Annotated in this window: 19 protein-coding genes and 1 riboswitch; of the genes, 9 read left to right on the forward strand and 10 right to left on the reverse strand. The window is 48.3% G+C overall.

What is annotated here, in order from left to right; all coding sequences use genetic code 11:
• Positions 1–12: 12 nt before the first annotated feature.
• From DW817_RS03390 to DW817_RS03410, 5 genes are all read right to left on the reverse strand, one after another.
• The gene (locus tag DW817_RS03390) at positions 13–1,044 is read right to left on the reverse strand and encodes an aspartate-semialdehyde dehydrogenase (protein WP_120111068.1); all 1,032 of its coding nucleotides are present in this window, start codon (positions 1,042–1,044) and stop codon (positions 13–15) included.
• Positions 1,045–1,079: 35 nt separating this feature from the next.
• Positions 1,080–1,850 carry a 4-hydroxy-tetrahydrodipicolinate reductase gene (dapB, locus tag DW817_RS03395; RefSeq protein ID WP_120111072.1) on the reverse strand — a complete coding sequence of 257 codons (771 nt, stop codon included), beginning with the start codon at positions 1,848–1,850 and terminating at the stop codon, positions 1,080–1,082.
• Positions 1,851–1,946: 96 nt separating this feature from the next.
• Positions 1,947–2,111, reverse strand: a riboswitch (Lysine riboswitch).
• A gap of 91 nt (positions 2,112–2,202) precedes the next feature.
• The gene (locus DW817_RS03400; RefSeq protein ID WP_009015255.1) at positions 2,203–2,640 is read right to left on the reverse strand and encodes a hypothetical protein; all 438 of its coding nucleotides are present in this window, start codon (positions 2,638–2,640) and stop codon (positions 2,203–2,205) included.
• Complete coding sequence (locus tag DW817_RS03405; protein ID WP_120111076.1) at positions 2,637–3,104, reverse strand: dUTP diphosphatase; 468 nt, start codon at positions 3,102–3,104, stop codon at positions 2,637–2,639. The genes DW817_RS03400 and DW817_RS03405 overlap by 4 nt, the downstream gene beginning before the upstream one ends.
• Entirely contained in the window at positions 3,101–3,616 is a 516-nt protein-coding gene (locus DW817_RS03410; RefSeq protein WP_243634060.1) for a hypothetical protein, read from the reverse strand. Before DW817_RS03410 ends, DW817_RS03405 begins: the two co-directional genes overlap by 4 nt.
• A gap of 183 nt (positions 3,617–3,799) precedes the next feature.
• Between DW817_RS03410 and DW817_RS03415 the strand changes: the two genes are divergently transcribed.
• A complete protein-coding gene (locus DW817_RS03415; RefSeq protein ID WP_009015258.1) occupies positions 3,800–4,690 on the forward strand; it encodes an RluA family pseudouridine synthase in 891 nt (296 codons plus the stop codon).
• Positions 4,691–4,739: 49 nt separating this feature from the next.
• Positions 4,740–5,669, forward strand: coding sequence for a class II fructose-1,6-bisphosphate aldolase (fba, locus tag DW817_RS03420; protein WP_009015259.1), 930 nt, complete (start codon positions 4,740–4,742; stop codon positions 5,667–5,669).
• A gap of 41 nt (positions 5,670–5,710) precedes the next feature.
• Here the strand turns inward: fba and DW817_RS03425 are convergent, their stop codons facing one another.
• Positions 5,711–7,081 (reverse strand): MATE family efflux transporter, encoded by a 1,371-nt coding sequence (locus tag DW817_RS03425; protein ID WP_009015260.1) that lies wholly within the window; start codon positions 7,079–7,081, stop codon positions 5,711–5,713.
• A gap of 226 nt (positions 7,082–7,307) precedes the next feature.
• On the opposite strand from DW817_RS03425, the gene DW817_RS03430 reads away from it, so the two are divergent.
• The 7 genes from DW817_RS03430 (at position 7,308) to DW817_RS03460 (ending at position 13,138) form a co-directional block, all read left to right on the forward strand.
• Complete coding sequence (locus tag DW817_RS03430) at positions 7,308–8,303, forward strand: tripartite tricarboxylate transporter substrate binding protein (RefSeq protein WP_016459527.1); 996 nt, start codon at positions 7,308–7,310, stop codon at positions 8,301–8,303.
• 21 nt (positions 8,304–8,324) lie between these two features.
• Positions 8,325–8,783 carry a tripartite tricarboxylate transporter TctB family protein gene (locus DW817_RS03435; RefSeq protein ID WP_009015262.1) on the forward strand — a complete coding sequence of 153 codons (459 nt, stop codon included), beginning with the start codon at positions 8,325–8,327 and terminating at the stop codon, positions 8,781–8,783.
• A 15-nt stretch (positions 8,784–8,798) separates the two neighbouring features.
• Positions 8,799–10,298 carry a tripartite tricarboxylate transporter permease gene (locus DW817_RS03440; protein WP_014128452.1) on the forward strand — a complete coding sequence of 500 codons (1,500 nt, stop codon included), beginning with the start codon at positions 8,799–8,801 and terminating at the stop codon, positions 10,296–10,298.
• Positions 10,299–10,417: 119 nt separating this feature from the next.
• Positions 10,418–10,678 (forward strand): TM1266 family iron-only hydrogenase system putative regulator, encoded by a 261-nt coding sequence (locus DW817_RS03445; RefSeq protein ID WP_009015264.1) that lies wholly within the window; start codon positions 10,418–10,420, stop codon positions 10,676–10,678.
• Positions 10,668–11,423, forward strand: a complete 756-nt coding sequence (locus DW817_RS03450; protein ID WP_009015265.1) for an ABC transporter permease — start codon at positions 10,668–10,670, stop codon at positions 11,421–11,423. Before DW817_RS03445 ends, DW817_RS03450 begins: the two co-directional genes overlap by 11 nt.
• A complete protein-coding gene (locus DW817_RS03455; RefSeq protein ID WP_009015266.1) occupies positions 11,423–12,112 on the forward strand; it encodes an ABC transporter ATP-binding protein in 690 nt (229 codons plus the stop codon). Before DW817_RS03450 ends, DW817_RS03455 begins: the two co-directional genes overlap by 1 nt.
• Before the next feature lie 54 nt (positions 12,113–12,166).
• Positions 12,167–13,138, forward strand: coding sequence for an ABC transporter substrate-binding protein (locus DW817_RS03460; protein ID WP_014128451.1), 972 nt, complete (start codon positions 12,167–12,169; stop codon positions 13,136–13,138).
• Positions 13,139–13,190: 52 nt separating this feature from the next.
• On the opposite strand, the gene DW817_RS03465 is transcribed toward DW817_RS03460, so the two are convergent.
• From DW817_RS03465 to recN, 4 genes are all read right to left on the reverse strand, one after another.
• Entirely contained in the window at positions 13,191–14,330 is a 1,140-nt protein-coding gene (locus DW817_RS03465; protein WP_120111080.1) for a DUF438 domain-containing protein, read from the reverse strand.
• 164 nt (positions 14,331–14,494) lie between these two features.
• On the reverse strand, positions 14,495–14,755 hold the full coding sequence (locus DW817_RS03470; RefSeq protein ID WP_016459530.1) for a stage V sporulation protein S: 261 nt from the start codon (positions 14,753–14,755) through the stop codon (positions 14,495–14,497).
• 231 nt (positions 14,756–14,986) lie between these two features.
• Positions 14,987–15,532 (reverse strand): NUDIX domain-containing protein, encoded by a 546-nt coding sequence (locus DW817_RS03475; protein WP_207802100.1) that lies wholly within the window; start codon positions 15,530–15,532, stop codon positions 14,987–14,989.
• A 41-nt stretch (positions 15,533–15,573) separates the two neighbouring features.
• Positions 15,574–17,271 carry a DNA repair protein RecN gene (gene recN, locus DW817_RS03480; RefSeq protein ID WP_009015271.1) on the reverse strand — a complete coding sequence of 566 codons (1,698 nt, stop codon included), beginning with the start codon at positions 17,269–17,271 and terminating at the stop codon, positions 15,574–15,576.
• Positions 17,272–17,273 lie beyond the last annotated feature (2 nt).

A 17,273-nucleotide genomic window follows, 5' to 3' on the forward strand; every position in this document is an offset into this window, starting at 1 on the left:
TAGGGCCTCCTCTTAGAGCCAGTTATTCTTGACCATGGTTTCCGCAATCTGGAGCGTGTTGAGTGCAGCCCCTTTGCGGATTTGATCCCCAACACACCAAAAATTGAAGCTTCTGTCGGCCGATTCATCCCGTCTCAGGCGGCCGACATAAACATCATTGAGGCCCGATGTGTAAAGCGGCATCGGATAGATTTGCTGGGAAGGATCATCTTGAAGAACAACACCGGGGAACTGGCTGAGTGCCTTGCGGATGTCAGCAAGTTCCACATCATGTTCAAGTTCCACATTGACAGATTCACTGTGACTGCGGTACACAGGAACACGAACCGTTGTCGCCGTGATACGCATTTCCGGATCAGAGAAAATCTTCTTGGTTTCATTGACCATCTTCATTTCTTCCTTTGTATAAAGGTTATCAAGGAAGACATCAATCTGCGGCACAAGATTCAGGGCCAACGGGAAATGTTTGGCAGCGCTTGCGCTGGGGAAGATATGAGCAGTCATTTTCTTGCCGGCAGCAGCTTCCTTAATCTGGCGTTCCAGTTCATCAAGACCGTCCTTACCGGCACCAGAGGCCGCCTGATAAGTGGATACGATGATTCTTTTGATGCGTGCAAGATCATAAATCGGCTTCAGGGCCATGACCATGATGATGGTTGAGCAATTCGGGTTGGCAATGATGCCCTTATGCTTTTTAATATCCTGAGGATTGACTTCCGGAACAATCAGAGGAACCTCAGGATCCATGCGATAGGTACTTGAATTATCAATGACGACGGCTCCTGCCTTGACAGCAATTGGTGCAAACGTCTTGCTGATCGAGCCGCCGGCAAATAGGGCAACATCAACTCCGTTAAAGGAATCAGCCTTTGCTTCTTCGACCTTATAGGTCTTGCCCCGAACCGTCAGTTCTTTTCCTGCACTGCGTGCAGAAGCCAGGAGTTTCAGGTTCTTAAAAGGGAAATCTCGTTCATTGAGCAGATTGATGAATTCCTGCCCCACTGCACCCGTTGCACCTAAGATTGCTAGATTATACTCCTTCATAATTGTTCCCCCTCTTTCAAATTAGAAACGCTTCCTTACAAAATTGCATCCAGCCCATACACAAGGCCCCTGCGTTTAACCATGGTCCGGCATCCCAGCATAACACCAGGCATGTAGCAGTCACGGTTGATGGAATCATTGCGGATGACGAGGCGTTCACCCATGCTTCCGAAAATGATTTCCTGACTGGCGACAAAACCAGGCAGCCGTACGCTATGGATGTGCATGCCTTCATAATTGCCACCCCGTACATGCGCCAGCTTCTCTGTTTTGTCTTCCCTGCCCTGCGCCACATAACCGCCGCGGGCCTTGGCGAGCTTCTGGGCCGTAAGCATGGCGGTTCCTGATGGTGCATCAAGTTTTTGATCATGATGAAGTTCGATGATCTCCACTTGGGGCAAGTATTTGGCAATTTCTTCCGCCGCTTTCATCATCAAAACGGCACCAATGGCAAAGTTTGGACAAATGAGGACGCCGACACCATTTTTTTCAGCAAGCCCCTTGACTTCCTCAAGATCTTCCGGAGAAAATCCCGTCGTGCCGACAACCGCATTGACACCATGGCTAGTAATGATCCGCAGGCTGTCCATGACAACATCGGGACGCGTAAAGTCAACCACAACATCCGGTTTACTTCTTATGAGGGCTTCCTCCAAACTCGCGTCCACGGGAACGCCTTCTACGGTCTTACCAGCACCATGGACATCGACAGCGGAAATCAGTTCCATGTCCTCTTGCTGAAGAACCGTTCGAACGACAGTGGAACCCATCTTGCCAAGAGCTCCATTGACCAATACTTTAATCATTGGCTCCATCCTTTCTCTATTTACAAAAATACGGTCATTGAGAACGCTCCCAATAACCGTAACAATAAAGCCCACATCAGCAGGCCTTGTTTATTTATTACCGATAGCGCTCCACCAAATAATGGCGACAGTATACCCGCTGTTAGCCGGCATCCCAGCAGCCCCCTGTACCCAGCGGACCACTTCGGCGGTTGGCCTTTCCTTTCCTTCAACGGTGTCCCTCTGAAAAGTACTTATCGTTCCCGCGCCTCTATCAACTGTTAAGTTTATGGGTATAGTATAGGCATTTCAGTATATTATGTCAATCGTTTTTTAGAAAAAAAGGTATTTTGTTTTTTTGATTCCCCAAAGCCTACTCTTGGAGAAGCTTGCGCAGGCTGGAAGCTGTCCGCGTTACAAGATCAGTCAGTTCCGGCACAAATTGCTGCGAATAAGCCGTGCTCCCTATCCCGCTACGGGTCTCAAAAGTTTTTAAAATGGCGTTGAACTTTTCGCCTTCATAGGCATGCAGGGCCTCCACAAGTCCATCGTAGGTGGCATGGCAAAGATTGGCAGGATCCAATTCAAAGGCAGTGCCAACCTGATCAAAAAAATCATTCCATACCTCTAGGGACGGATGAAGGCCAACCTGGTGCGCACAGTCCTGGATCATATGGGTCTTAAGATACATATACTCCCGCAGGGCCCTTTCCCGTTCTTCTGGAAAGAGTTTATACCACTCATAGATCTTATAGCCGCCCCAATCACCTATCGTGGCACAAGCATTTACAAGATCATTCATTGATTTCATTTGTCTGCCTCCTTGCTGGTGGTGCTGCCAAACCCTCCACTGCGAGCCGACTTTTCCTTGCTTGCATCATCATCCGTCGTAAGATAACGATAAAAGATTCCCTGGGCAATCCGCTCATGAGCTTGAAGGACAATGTCTTTATCGGTATCATTGGCGAGTGCAATCATTAGATGGCCCTCATTATCAGGATTGTTGTAATAATCAGCATCAACAATTCCTTCATTGTTGACAAGACGTAAATGACGTTTAATGGCCATACTGGAGCGGATATGGATACCTAAGAATTCATCATCCTGCATATAGGCCTTGATCCCCGTAGAAATCATTTTCTGGGAATGGGCAGGAATTGTCACAGATTCCGGTAAATAAATGTCATAGCCAGCGGAATATTTTGTCTGTCTTGTCGGCATGGGAAATGACCGATCTGCATAAGCGGCAATCTTTTCAAAACCACGTTTTCTCATTTTTCGTTATAACCTCTCTTTTTTGTGCTTTCTAGGGTCTTCACACTGATTCCAGAGGGAAGTACCGGATTCTCATGTCTTAGTTCCACACCTGCCTGGGCAGAGCGTGATAGGGCTTCAATGAATGTCATCTTGGGAATGGGAATGAAGGCTTCCTTCAAATGTTTCTTTTCTATGACTTTTCCCTTCTTAGACAGGAGGGCGACCTGATCGACTTTATAGGTGTGATTTTCTAAGTTTAATGATACAATAAGTTCGCACGAACCAGGTCGATCGTTATCTTCGAGTTTTTTCTCGTAGGTTTCCCCTAAAAGACGGATAAAGTTCTGATCCTTCAAAACGGCTTTTGTTTTAACCTGTTCAAGAAGGCCCCCTTTTTCCTTTTGAAGCGCCTTTTCAAGAGACTCTTGCTCCACATAGTACTCACCAGCAGGATTGACTCCAAGGAGCTGGTAGGTTTCCTTTGCGGAGACGGTTTTTCCTGTATAGAATGTCAAAACTGATGCGAGCAAAACCAAGAGCTCCTTTTTCATGACCTTTTCCTCATTTCTCATCTTCTAAGCAACAACTTATGGATCTTATTTTCTTTTAATTTTCCTACCCTTCATCTTACTCAATGTGGGTAAGATAGTCAACTGCTTGAAGGGGATGCTTCAGGGCGGAAGGCGTGCCAGTCAATACCAAGGAGGGTTCCCATGAACCAGCTGCTTGTCCCGAAGAACCAATCAGGGATTCATTTAAAGACATTTCTCATGCAGTGGGGGCTGTCGGCTTCCTACTGGAAAGCCCTAAAAAAAGCACGGGCTCTTTTTGTCAATGGCCTCGTCACAGTATGGGATATACCGCTTTCAGCCAATGATCGAGTCAGTTTTCCTTTTTTACCAGAAGAAACGGACCTTGTCCCGGAAGAAGGCCCCCTCACGATTTTATATGAAGATGAGGTTCTCCTTGCCGTTCATAAGGAGCAAGGACTGCTTGTCCACAACAGCGGCCTTACCCAAGAGTCTTCCCTATCCCGCCGTGTTCTCTTCTATTACAGGGAACATGGCATTAAAGCCGCCCTTCATCCGGTTTCGCGGCTCGACCGTGAAACAAGCGGCATTGTCCTATTTGCCAAAAACGCCGCACTCCATCATATGCTCACTAAGGCCCCCATGAAAAAGCTCTACCTTGCCCTCTCGCATGGCCCTTGGGAAAAATTCTCCGGGGTCATCGCTCAGCCCATAGCCCGCAAGGATGGCTCCCTTATCGAGCGCTGTGTCGCGCCCCAGGGCAAGCCGGCTCGTACACGCTACCGCGTGCTGTGGCAGGATGCAGCGAAAAGCGTGGTTGCCTTCCATCTTTATACCGGACGCACCCATCAGATTCGCGTACATGCGGCATTCATGGGGCATCCTCTCCTGGGCGATACTCTCTATGGCGCAAAGGGGTCCCAAAAAGCCCATGCCCTGCACGCGATGCGGCTCCAGTTCCGCCATCCCTTATCAGGAAAGGACGTGAAGATTACGGACCCGTCCCTTCCTTTTTTCTTACCTGCCAATAAGGCTTTTGCCCCCTGTATTTCCAAAAAAAAGGACGAAAGATGAAGGGAATATGATATAATGAGGACGACTTTTATTGATAGGAGGATGTATTATGCCACTTGTAACTACGAAAGACATGTTCAAGAAAGCTTATGAAGGTCACTATGCGGTTGGGGCTTTCAACGTCAATAATATGGAAATTGTCCAAGGGATTGTCGATGCCGCCAAAGAAGAAGAATCCCCGCTGATTCTTCAGGTTTCCGCTGGTGCCCGTAAATATGCCAAGCACGCTTATTTGCTTCACCTCGTCCAGGCGGCCCTTGAAGATACGGATCTGCCCATTGCCCTCCATCTTGACCATGGTGCTGATTTCGAAATCTGCAAAGCCTGTGTTGATGGCGGTTTTACGTCCGTCATGATTGATGGTTCCAAATATCCCTTCGAGGAAAATATCGAATTGACAAAACGTGTTGTCGACTATGCCCACAGCAAAGGGGTTGTCGTGGAAGCCGAATTGGGAAAACTAGCCGGTGTGGAGGACGCCGTTAAGGTCAATACGAAGGATGCAACCTACACCGATCCTGATCAAGCTGTTGAATTTGTGGAAAGAACGGGTGTCGATTCCCTGGCCATTGCCATCGGGACAAGCCATGGTGCCTACAAATTCAAAGGAAAGCCGGAACTTGACTTCGCCCGTCTTGAAAAAATCTCCAACCTGCTGCCAAACTTCCCCTTGGTCCTTCACGGAGCCTCCACGGTCATTCCCGCCTTCGTAGAAGAATGCAACCGTTATGGCGGCAAGCTTGACGGAGCTCAAGGGGTACCGGAAGACATGCTCCTTAAAGCAGGCAAATACGGTGTCTGTAAGATTAATATCGATACGGACCTGCGTCTTGCCATGACCGCATCCATTCGCAAGTACCTGGCAGAACATCCAGAAGACTTCGATCCCCGCTCCTACTTAGGGGCTGGACGACAGGCCATCAAGGATATGGTCTCCCACAAAATGCGGGACGTCCTTAATTCCTCCCATCGTCTTTAATCAAAAAACAGCTGCCCTTTCGAGCAGCTGTTTTTTTGGGCTTATTGGGGCGCCTGTCCATCCTTATGGGGAAGGAATCGGAAAAATTTCCGTGTCAGGTACAAGGATAGACAAAAAGCACATAAATCGGATAGGGATTGGCACCAGATCAACCCCGTAAGGCCAAAGATGCGAGGCACAATGAGAACAAAAGGAATCAGGAAAAGCCCTGTCCGTCCGATGGAAATAAGGACAGCCCCAGTTGTGCGTCTTGTGACCTGCAAAAGCATATTGGCAATGATTACGAGAGCCAGTGTGGTAAATGTAACGCATTGGGCCCGGAGCGCCTGAGTCCCTATGGAAATGACGAGGGGATCGTCTCGGAACAAACGGAGGATGGGATCGGCAAAGAAAAAGCCTGCAAGGCTTGCCGTAAGTCCAACCGCTGTATTCAAGCGAAGAGAAAAGGCAAATCCGTCCCGCAGCCGTTGGTAGGACCTTGCGCCATAACTAAAACCGCAGACAGGCTGGAACCCTTGCCCAATACCAATGATGGCAGACGCACCAATAAAAGCAAGCCGCGTGACAATGCTCATGGCCGCGATAGCGGCGTCCCCAAAGGCCCCAGCTGCCACATTAAGACTGATCGTTGCAAGACTTGCCGTCCCCTGCCTAAATAAAGAGGGCAGACCGCCGGCCGTAATTTCCTTGAAAAGGGCGGCCGACGGATGGAAATCGCGGAACCTTATAGGAATATTGCCGCCTTTGTGGGTCATGACAAGAAGGATAAAGAAACTAAAGCATTGGCTGATGACCGTCGCGTATGCAGCCCCTGATACCCCAAGGCCAAAGAAAAAGATAAATAGAGGATCAAGGAGCATATTAAGGACCCCTCCGGCCATGATGCCCACCATCCCAAAGGCACTGTTTCCTTGAAACCGCAGATGGTTATTCATAAGAAGGGAACACATCATGACAGGCGCTCCGCACATGATGATGGCTAGATAAGAAGCAGCATGAGGCAGGATGGTTGGCGTGGACCCTGTCAACTGGGCAATGTCCCGCGCATTGAAATGCCCAATGAGCAAAAGAAAGAGACCGCAAATAAAAGCATAAAAGAAGCTCGTACTTGCCATGGTGCGTGCATTTTGGATTCGCTGAGCTCCCAGTTCTCGGGCCATGTAGGTTCCCGATCCCTGGCCAAAGAAAAAACCAAGAGCCTGGATGATGGACATGCTGGCAAAGGTCACACCCACCGCGGCGGTGGAACTAGTGTCCAGCTTGCTCACAAAAAACGTATCGGCCATGTTGTAAAAGCTAGTGGTCAGCATACTTAAAATGGAAGGAATGGCAAGTTTTAAAATGAGTCGATCCACGGGTGCTTCCAGCATCTCGTGGAATTTTTCAGTGCGTTTATCTTGTTTATTCTGCATGGGATTCTACCGGTGCTTTCTTATAATGGAATCTGGAAATCATCCAAGGTTCCCCCTATTTTACCATAGTTCCCGTCATTTTGCAGAATCTTCAAAAGCTATACTGAAAAAAGCGTCTCTTTTCTAAGTTGACTGAAAAAATCAGGCAATTCTCTTTTTTCCCTGCACAATATGTTACAATTAGTTTACATAGATTTTACATTTTCCATAAAGGAGGAGTTTTACGATGAAAATGAAAAGATTGCTCGCAGCTTCCGCTCTTTGTGCCATGACCCTTGCTCTTGCGGCTTGCGGCGGTAAAAAGGAAGCGGCTAAATCAGGCGGAGCTTGGAAGCCAGAAAAGGACATCCATGTCATTGTTGCTTACAAAGCAGGGTCCGGTACGGATACTGGTGCCCGTATTCTTTGCAAGGATGCAGAAAAACATATTGGAAAGACCCTAATTGTTGATAATAAACCAGGAGCAGACGGAAAAATTGGCTGGACAGAACTCTCCAAAGCCAAGCCGGATGGATACACCATTGGCTATATCAACCTACCGACCTATACGACCCTGGCCCTGCAAAAAGGATCCGCCTTCAATGAGAAGAGTATCGTGCCCATTGCCAATCATCTGAAGGAAACGAGTGTTGTTGTCGTCCGTGCGGACAGCAAGTGGAAGACGCTGAAGGATCTTGTGGCAGACGCCCAACAAAACCCCGGAAAACTCAAAGCTTCCACCAACGGGGTACAGGCATCCAATCACACGGCTGCCCAGCTCCTTGCAAAATCGGCTAAATTCGAATACAATGCCGTTCCTTACGGCGGCACGGCCGATCAGCTCCTTGCCCTGCGCCAAGGCGAAGTGGACTTTTCCTGTGCCAAGGTTGGCGACGTTGAACCTCTGATTGGCGGGGCTTCCCCAGTGCTTCGCGTGCTCGGCGTTTACTCGGAAAAACGGCTGGACAATCTGAAGGATGTCCCGACCTTGGGTGAATTGGGCTATTACAACAAGTGGTATGGTACGGCCCGCGCGCTTGTGGCTCCAAAAGGGACGCCGGATAATATCATCAACTATTATGTCAATATCTTCAAGATTGTCATGACTGATGAACAAACCATCCGTGACCATAAAAATGCCGGTCTTACCATGGACTATCTTGACAACAAACAGCTTGGGGAACTGATCAGCCAGCAGCTCGAATTCTGCCGGGATGTTGTTTCCAAGCTCTACACCAAATAATCCTAAGGAGTCAATTCATCTATGAAAAAATCAGAACTTGCCATAGTGTTTTTTATGCTGGCATTTTGCGGATTTTTCTATCATGAAACGTTGCTGCTTCCAGAAAAAGCACAGCATTATCCGCTCTTTGTCATCTCGCTCCTGGCGGTTCTGTCCGTGCTGCAGCTGGTCAAAATGCTGATTGGCTGCCACGGGCACTTTTCCCTCGTCAGCGATGCTGATGTCGTTTGGAAGGATTTCTTGCCTCGTCAATTTGTGACCTTCTTCCTTGCGTCCATCCTCTTTTTCGTGGGAATGTATTTCATTGGATTCTATCTGACGGCTATTCTTTATATGGGCTTTATGATGCACTATTTCAAGATTGAAAAAAAGTATATCGTCTTGACCACAGCAGTCCTTTTGGCCCTTATCTACGGAGTCTTCAGTGAATCCTTGAATGTACCGCTGCCAGTAGGCGAACTGTTCTATGATATTCTTTAAGGAGGCCGCGACAGAATGGAAAATCAATATGCATTAATGATGGCGGGCTTCCTCAATGCCTTGACACCAACCAACCTTATTGTCATGCTCCTATCGGTTACAATGGGCATCATCATTGGCTGCATGCCGGGACTGTCAGCTGCTATGGGCGTAGCCCTTCTGCTGCCCCTGACCTTCGGTATGGAGCCATCATCGGGACTTATCATGCTGGGCGGGATTTACTGCGGCGCCATTTTTGGCGGCTCAATTTCTGCTATTTTGATTCACACCCCCGGAACCCCAGCTTCTGCTGCAACGGCCATTGACGGTTACGCCATGACCCTCAAGGGAAAAGCGGGCAAGGCCTTGGGAACAGCCTGCACGGCTTCCTTTTTTGGCGGCCTGTTGTCCTGTCTTTCCCTCTATTTCTTTGCTCCCATCTTAGCAGAACTTGCCATGAAATTTGGCAGTCCTGAATATTTTTGGTTAAGCTTATTCGGCCTTACCATCATTGCAGGCATCAACTCCGACTCCATGATCTTGGGGCTTATGAGCGGAGCCTTTGGCCTTGTTCTTTCCACCATCGGCATGGACCCTATGGAAGGAGTGGAACGGTTCATGTTCGGCCAGGATGCCCTTTATAATGGCGTCAATATTACAGGTGCCTTGATTGGCCTTTTCTCCCTATCCCAGGCTTTCATCCTTGCGGAAAAAGCCATTGTCAAACGGGCTAGGGCCGCTCACTTTGATGATTCCATCATCCTGACAAAAAGTGAACTCAAACAGATTACACCAACGGTTCTGCGCAGCTGGATCATCGGCAACATCATCGGGATCCTTCCCGGCGCCGGGGCTTCCATTGCCTGCTTCATGGGCTATAATGAAGCCAAACGTTTTTCAAAGCATCCAGAAGAGTTTGGTCATGGCTCCATTGAAGGGATTGCCGGTTCTGAGGCGGCCAATAATGCTGTTACGGGCGGTTCCCTCATCCCTACCCTCACTTTGGGCATCCCTGGCGAGAGCGTTACAGCTGTCCTCATGGGCGGGCTCATCATTCAAGGGCTTCAGCCCGGACCTGAGCTCTTTACAAAGTATGCAGACATGACGTATACTTTCTTTGGTGGATTTGTCTTTATTCAGTTCTTTATGCTGGCCATCGGCCTTGTAGGCTCTCGACTCTTTGCCAAGATTGCCCGTATCTCCGATGCCATCTTGATCCCAAGCATCTTTGTCCTTTGCGTTGTCGGTTCCTTTGCCATCAACAACAACTTCTTTGATGTCGTTGTCATGTTTTTGTTTGGCATTGTGGGCTATATTATGCGTAAGGTCAATATGAATACGGCCGCTGTTGTCCTGGCTCTCATCTTAGGCCCCTTGGGGGAGCGCGGGCTGCGCCGGAGCCTCTCCCTTTCTGGCGGCGACATCAGTGTCCTTTTCTCAACGACCATCTGCCAAGTGCTCATTGCACTAAGCCTGCTGTCCCTTTTATCCCCACTATTTGTCAAGCTCTACAAGGGCAGTAAAAAAACAAAATGAATTTACCCATCTGACATCAAAATTTAATTGCGATGAAAGAGGCCTGTCACTTTCTAAGCCGCATCGGATGGATGCGGCTTTTTCTCTTTTAGACAAAGTTCAGAAAGGAACAATCTTATATGGAAACCCGTGTAGCCCTCATTGGCATCCTCATCGATGATCCCGATGCCGTGGAAAAAGTCAATCAGATCCTTCATCAATCAAGCCGCTGGATTGTCGGACGTATGGGCATTCCCTATCACGCCCGTAATATCAACATCATCAGTGTCGTCGTCGATGCTCCCCAAGACGAAATCAGCAGGATGAGCGGACTCATCGGGAAACTGTCCGGTGTGACCGCAAAGATTGCCTACGCAAAGCTCCCTAACCATGAAGCATAATTATGTGCCGCCCCTGATTCCCTTTATTGTCTTAGGGCTTTTATGGAAATTCGTCACTTCGGCCAAACTTTGGACGGCCTATATCCTGCCCCCGCCTGAACGGGTATGGGAGACCTTCCTCATCATGATTCAGAACGGACAGCTCGTGGAACACGCTGCACTCAGCCTGATGCGCGTGTTCATAGGATTTTCCTGTGCCTTCCTCCTTGCTGCCTTCCTTGTGACCCTCAGCCTTCTCCTTCCATTTTTCCGTAAAATGAACCATGGTCTCCTCGTCTTCATTCAGCATATTCCGCCGCTTAGCCTCATTCCTCTCTTGGTTCTCTGGTTTGGCATCGGCGAAACACCCAAATTTCTGATCATCATCTTAGCAACCTTTTTCCCGATTTATCTGAATATGGAAGATGGCCTGCTAAGAGCGGACCCTAAGCTTTTGGAAGTAGGAAAGACCCTTGGATTTTCACAAAGAGAGACCTTATGGAAGATTCGTCTGCCCCTTGCCCTTCCGACCATTGTCACAGGGATGCGGATTGGTATGGGCTACAGCCTGAGATCCATCATCGGAGCAGAAATGATTGCGGCCGATCGCGGCCTCGGCTATTTCATCCTGGATGCCCAAACCATGAGTCGAAGCGATAAAGTGATTGTAGGGATTCTGGCGATTGGACTTATAGGTTTTTTCTTGGACGGCCTTTTCAGTCTCTTTTCCTACGTTCTTTTCCCTTATGAAAGGAGAAACTCTTGATGGACTCCCTTACCTTGGACCATATCAGAAAATGCTATGGTCCAAACACCATTCTTGACAATCTAACCTACTCCTTTCCGCTTAAGGAAGTCTCAGTGATCCTAGGAAAGAGCGGTTGCGGGAAAACCACCCTGCTGCGTCTCATCATGGGCCTTGAAAAAGCCGAAGGAAAGATCTTGAAGTCCCCCACCCTTCGTCTTGGCATGATGTTTCAGGAAGCAAGGCTCATGCCCTTTTTGACCCTCCGGGATAATATCGCCTTAGGAAAGAAGAACCTACCAGAAGAGAAACTGTCTCAGCTGATCAAACTGGTTCACCTACAGGAAGCGGCCTCCCGCTATCCTCATGAACTTTCAGGCGGCATGCAGCAGCGAGCAAGCCTAGCAAGGACACTAGCCCAGGACAATGATTTTATCCTCATGGATGAGCCCTTTGCCGCCTTGGACTATTTCACACGGGGACACATTCAAAAAGAACTTCTTGCCATGCGAAAAAAACGTCCCTTTGGTGTTCTCCTTGTTACCCATAATGTGGATGAGGCCCTGCGCTTAGGTGACAGGATCCTTATTCTCCAAGGCGGCAGGTTCATCTATGAAAAAGTGCTTTTTCAAGAGGCCGCTTCGCGGGACCTTCTTTCAGCACCTTATATCGCAATCAAGAGGCAGATTCTTGAAGCCCTTGAAATATAATTATTTGGGGAGCACTTTTCTGCTCCTGCTCCAAGAAAGGAAGGTCAATGACCAATGAACAAAAAGATCAAACAGATAGCAGTTTTTTTAGGCATGCTGGCTCTCGGGCTTACCCTGACCGCTTGCTCTACCAATAAGGATACCAAAAAAGCCACACCGAAAAAACCTGAAAAAGTCAGTATAACCTACGTCCAGGCGCCCCTCAATGTGCCATCTATCGTTGAAAAGGCCAATCAATCCTTTGAAAAAAAATTCAAGGAAAAAGACATCCCCGTGACCTATTCCACGATTACGAGCGGAGCTGACCAAACAGCTGCCCTTGCGTCTGGCGATATCCAGTTCCTCAACTGTGTTGGAGGCTCTTCCGTCCTTCTTTCTGCAGCCAATGGGGCTGATATCAAGATCATTAGCCTGTACTCCCAAGCCCCTAAAGCCTTCAAACTCTTTTCCAAAGATGCTGCCATCACCTCACCTCAGTCACTGAAAGGGAAAACCATCGCGGGTCCCAAAGGGACCATCCTCCATGAGCTCCTTGCAGCTTATCTCAAACAGGGCGGCCTTAGCATAGAAGACGTAAAATTCGTTTCCATGGGGCTTCCGCAAGCCCGTGCGGCCCTTGAAAACGGCAGTGCCGACTGTGCCCTTCTGGCCGGCCCCCTGGCTTATCAGGAAGAACAGAAAGGCATGCATGTTGTTACAACTGGTGACGGCCTTGTTTCAGGTCTTACAGTCACGGCAACGAGCGGGAAGTTCTATAAAGAACACAAAGAGTTGGTGGATCTCTTCCTATCCGTCCAAAAGGAGACCTTGACCTACATGAAAGATCATCAAAAAGAAGCCTTGGCAGCTGCCGTCAAAGCGACCGGACTTGATGAAAAAGCCGTTGACTCCATGTACGGTCTCTATGATTTCAGCATGGAAATTACGCCGGAAGCCATTGAGTCCCTGAAAAAGACGCAGGATTTTCTTGTCAGCTCCAAGCTTATGGATAAGAAAGTCGATGTTGATGACCTTTTTGTCAAATAACTGCACGTAATAAAGGCGGGTGCCCATAAGGACACCCGTCTTTTTTGTGCCATCAGGAAAGTTCTTCCACGACTTCAAGTGTTCCCAAATAGGCCCCTTCGCGGTCCCGTACAGCAAGATAGCGGACACGGGCTTTTTTCCCTTTTTTGACGGTTTCAAATCCAAGCGAATCTTTTTCCCCGCTGCGCAGCTTCTCTATGAGCCCTTTCACCATGGGGACAACTTTCGGCGGATGACAGTCATAGACAGAATGCCCTAGGGCGGTCAAGGGCCGAGGAAAAAGCGGTGTGGATTCCGAAAAAAAACGATTCGTATCGGCTGCATCAACAAAAGTCAGTTCAAAAGGCAAGGTCCTAAGGATACCCTCAAGCTGGGTTACTGTCAGTTCCCCACTGGGAAGGGAAATGGTCCTACACCGATCTTTCAGACCTTGATTCAGCGTGCTTTTAGTAAGGGACTCAGAATTCCATGTCGGCACATCGGTTAAATAAGCCCATCCAAATCGAGGAAAATCTCCTGCAATAAGAGGCCACTCATTTTGATCAACAAGTTTCTGTACCATAGGAACAAGGATTTCCGTTTCCTTGAAAATCATCTCCCGCATCCTGTTGAGGAGTCCAGAAAGTGCCTGATGCAGTGTTTCGTCATCACTTTTTTCGGCATGAGGATCCTCTTTTTTTAGCATCTTAATCAGCTCCTGGAGATTGTTACGAATCTCCCCATCCGCATTCCACATGACGCGGCTTGGTCCCGGCATGCCTTTGCGACTCAAGATGGGCAGAAGAACTTCGTCTTTTTTGTCGTAATGGGCTTTGACCGGAAGCAGCCCTTCGAGGACTGATAGAACATCTGCTGCTAAAAATGGACCATTCATCACGGCTGAAAGCCGATCAAGATGACTTTCAATGGCCTCATTTTCTTTCAAAAAGAGCTGTAGGGGATGACCTTCCGGAAACTGTTCCCCCATGGTTTCCATCTTGCCATGAAGAAGGCAGGAATGCAGATCGCAAAGATGTCCCATGTTCTCACTGAGTTTCCCTGCTTGAAGCAAGGCTTGTTCAGCTTCCATGATGTCTTCAGTTGAAACCGAGGCAAAATCCTTTTCAAATTCCCGACGAACCGAAGCAAGGTCTTCACCTTGGTGAAGACGGACCAAATAAGACTGAAGGGATTTTATTTTTTGAGAGTCCATAATAAACCTCCTACAATCACTATTTTTCTACTTTACTAGCAGTTTATCATGACTGTTATCTTATCTCTGTTGTTAAAACAACAAAAGAAAACGCCTCTTCCCTTAGGAAAAGGCGTTTTCAAGGTTAAAAGGACGGTTTCCATGGCCCCACCGTCCCTTCTACATCAGCGCGGCTCAATGAGCAGTTTGATTGCCGTGCGTTCTTCCCCATCGATAGTAATATCGATGAAGGCAGGAACACAGATGAGGTCCATCCCATGCGGTGCAACAAAACCACGGGCAATCGCTATCGCCTTCACGGCTTGGTTCAGGGCACCTGCACCAATGGCTTGGATTTCCGCCTTGCCATTTTCTCTCAATACACCTGCTAATGCTCCTGCTACAGAGTTTGGATTGGATTTTGTAGAAACCTTTAGTACATCCATTTTGAGACCCCCCATTGAGTATATTACTGTGTGAACAACATTCGATCACTACAATTTAAGTGTATTATAACACAAATTTTGAATTTGGCTAGTAAAGATTGTGCAAATGTTTGAATGGATAGCAAAAATTTTACTTAGAAGTCCCTAAAACGTGTACAAATTTATAAAATGATTAAGAAATAAACAAAATATTTATGTAAAATCATCCCTTGACTGGATAGAAACGGTGTTTCATGCCCGCTTCATAAGATCATAGAGATAGAGACTGCAAAGACTCTTTGCGTCGCAGATCTCCCCCGAAAATACTCTTTCCTTGACCTCTTCAGGGGTCAGAATGACAACATTGAGGAACTCATCCTCGTCAGGATGCTGTTTTCCCGACGTGAGACCCGTTGCCGCATACAGATGAATCTGTTCATCCGTAAAACCCGGTGTCGTGAGGATGCTTGTTAATTTCTTGAAGTCCTTCGCCGTATACCCTGATTCCTCGGAAAGCTCCCGTTTGGCGCAGGATAAAGGAGCTTCGTCCCCTTCAATCTTTCCCGCCGGAATTTCATAAAGCACCTTTTTGACAGGATAACGGAACTGGCGAACAAAGATCATGCTGCCATCATCCAAAATCGGAAGAATGCCTACGGCACCTTGGTGGCGGATGAATTCCCGCTGGGATTCATGTCCATTAGGGAGTTGGACCCGATCCCGATAGACTTTCAGTAATCTCCCATTAAATATGAATTCGCTTTCAAGGGTACTTTCCCTTAATTTTTCATCGTCCATAGACAATTCTATTCAGCTCCTATCCACTATCATCGCATGCATCAATTTCCAAAATGCTGCTTTTCCTTTTCCGCCATAGCAAGCAATTCCTTGGCATTTTCCCGTGCAGATTCTGTCTGTTGGGTTCCACTCGTCATGCGCATGATTTCTTCAATACGGCCCGCCCGTGAAAGGATTGTCACTTCGCTGGCAGTCATTCCTTGATCACTGTTTTTGGCAATATACAGATGCTGATCGGCAAAGCAGGCAATCTGGGCCAAGTGGGTAATGCATAAGACCTGCCGCTGTTTGGCAATGAGAGCCATTTTTTCAGCCATCTTCTGGGCCGTGACACCGCCAACTCCCGTATCAATCTCATCAAAGATCATGGTTGGGACACCAAATTTGCGAAGCAGGACTGTTTTGGCGGCCAAAGCAAACCGTGAAAGCTCACCACCGGACGCAATTTTAATCAGCGGAGCCGGTTTCATGCCAGCATTGGCCGAAAAAAGGAAGGTGGCTTCATCTTGGCCATTTTTTCCGCAGTGATCCAATTTGGTGAAGCAGATGGACAGCGCGGCATGGGGCATCGCAAGATCATGGAGATGCGGCAGGATGTCCGCACAGAACCGTTCAGCCGCCGTTGTTCTCTTTTTTGTCAGTTCATCTGCTTTTTCCTGAAGAACCCCATCCAATTTTTTTTGAAGTTTTATGAGACGGTCAATCTCATCCTGCAGTGATTGGAGCTTTTCATAGTCTTTCCTTCCTCTATCTGCATAGGACAGGATTTCTTCCAAAGATCCCCCATATTTTTTCTTCAAATGATAGAGCAGGTCCAATCGGGTCTGGGCCTCTTCTAAGGTTTCCCGGTAATCTTCATCCCCGGAAAGGCGGTCCGAAAGGGTCTGTCTTACATCTTCAAGCGTCTCCCAGGACGAATCAAGTGTTTGGGCAAGATCCTCCACCGAAGGATCATAGACCGCTGCACTGGAAAGCGCGGTCTTCGCATCTGTCAAGGCGTCAAGGACGCCCTGAGTCCCTTCAACCCCGGAGAGGAGTTCGTGGGCACGGCTAAGGTCTCCCCTGACTTTATCCTGGTTGGAAAGTCGACGCACAGTTTCACGTAGCTCATCATCTTCGCCCAATTTAATCTGTGCGGCATCAATCTCTTTGAGCTCGTCTTCGAGGCGTGCCAGCTCCTCTTCCCGATGTTCATTCTTGCCTTCCCAATAAGACAAGGTTTCCCGCCCTTTTTGAGCGGCGTCAAAGGCCTCTTGATAGGCCTTCAGGGTTGGTGCCAGTTCTGGATCGTAGTGATGAAGGATAGCAAGGACAGCACCGGGTCGAAGCAGGGTCTGATTTTCGTGCTGCCCATGAATGTCCACAAGAAGGGCCCCCAAACGAGCGAGCGTCTTTACAGGAACTTGCGTATCATTGACAAAGGCCTGGCTTTTTCCCTGTGCGGAAACGCGGCGGCGTAAAAATAGGGTACCATCTTCTGCACTGAGCCCCAACTCAGACAAGAGGGCTTCCACGGAATGATTTCCTGTCACATCAAAAACAGCTTGGATCTGATAGGCATCGGCGCCCGTTCGAACCGCATCCGAAGGCGCACGTCCTCCAAGGACAATGCCTAATGCATCTATCAGGATGGATTTACCGGCACCGGTTTCTCCCGTAAAAACGTTGAATCCAGGGGCAAACCCAATCCGTACCTTATCAATCAGGGCAAATTGCTGCACTTCAAGGAATGTCAGCATCG

Source organism: Acidaminococcus sp. AM33-14BH, assembly GCF_003603525.1.
GTDB lineage: Bacteria > Bacillota > Negativicutes > Acidaminococcales > Acidaminococcaceae > Acidaminococcus > Acidaminococcus intestini.

Coding starts and splice junctions, on each gene's coding strand:
- DW817_RS03400 (WP_009015255.1), bottom strand. CDS start 2,640: ATGAAATCAATGAATGATCTTGTAAATGCTTGTGCCACGATAGGTGAT.
- DW817_RS03445 (WP_009015264.1), top strand. CDS start 10,418: ATGGAAACCCGTGTAGCCCTCATTGGCATCCTCATCGATGATCCCGAT.
- DW817_RS03390 (WP_120111068.1), bottom strand. CDS start 1,044: ATGAAGGAGTATAATCTAGCAATCTTAGGTGCAACGGGTGCAGTGGGG.
- dapB (WP_120111072.1), bottom strand. CDS start 1,850: ATGATTAAAGTATTGGTCAATGGAGCTCTTGGCAAGATGGGTTCCACT.
- DW817_RS03430 (WP_016459527.1), top strand. CDS start 7,308: ATGAAAATGAAAAGATTGCTCGCAGCTTCCGCTCTTTGTGCCATGACC.
- DW817_RS03455 (WP_009015266.1), top strand. CDS start 11,423: ATGGACTCCCTTACCTTGGACCATATCAGAAAATGCTATGGTCCAAAC.
- DW817_RS03415 (WP_009015258.1), top strand. CDS start 3,800: ATGAACCAGCTGCTTGTCCCGAAGAACCAATCAGGGATTCATTTAAAG.
- DW817_RS03470 (WP_016459530.1), bottom strand. CDS start 14,755: ATGGATGTACTAAAGGTTTCTACAAAATCCAATCCAAACTCTGTAGCA.
- fba (WP_009015259.1), top strand. CDS start 4,740: ATGCCACTTGTAACTACGAAAGACATGTTCAAGAAAGCTTATGAAGGT.
- recN (WP_009015271.1), bottom strand. CDS start 17,271: ATGCTGACATTCCTTGAAGTGCAGCAATTTGCCCTGATTGATAAGGTA.
- DW817_RS03435 (WP_009015262.1), top strand. CDS start 8,325: ATGAAAAAATCAGAACTTGCCATAGTGTTTTTTATGCTGGCATTTTGC.
- DW817_RS03440 (WP_014128452.1), top strand. CDS start 8,799: ATGGAAAATCAATATGCATTAATGATGGCGGGCTTCCTCAATGCCTTG.
- DW817_RS03460 (WP_014128451.1), top strand. CDS start 12,167: ATGAACAAAAAGATCAAACAGATAGCAGTTTTTTTAGGCATGCTGGCT.
- DW817_RS03405 (WP_120111076.1), bottom strand. CDS start 3,104: ATGAGAAAACGTGGTTTTGAAAAGATTGCCGCTTATGCAGATCGGTCA.
- DW817_RS03425 (WP_009015260.1), bottom strand. CDS start 7,081: ATGCAGAATAAACAAGATAAACGCACTGAAAAATTCCACGAGATGCTG.
- DW817_RS03465 (WP_120111080.1), bottom strand. CDS start 14,330: ATGGACTCTCAAAAAATAAAATCCCTTCAGTCTTATTTGGTCCGTCTT.
- DW817_RS03475 (WP_207802100.1), bottom strand. CDS start 15,532: ATGGACGATGAAAAATTAAGGGAAAGTACCCTTGAAAGCGAATTCATA.
- DW817_RS03450 (WP_009015265.1), top strand. CDS start 10,668: ATGAAGCATAATTATGTGCCGCCCCTGATTCCCTTTATTGTCTTAGGG.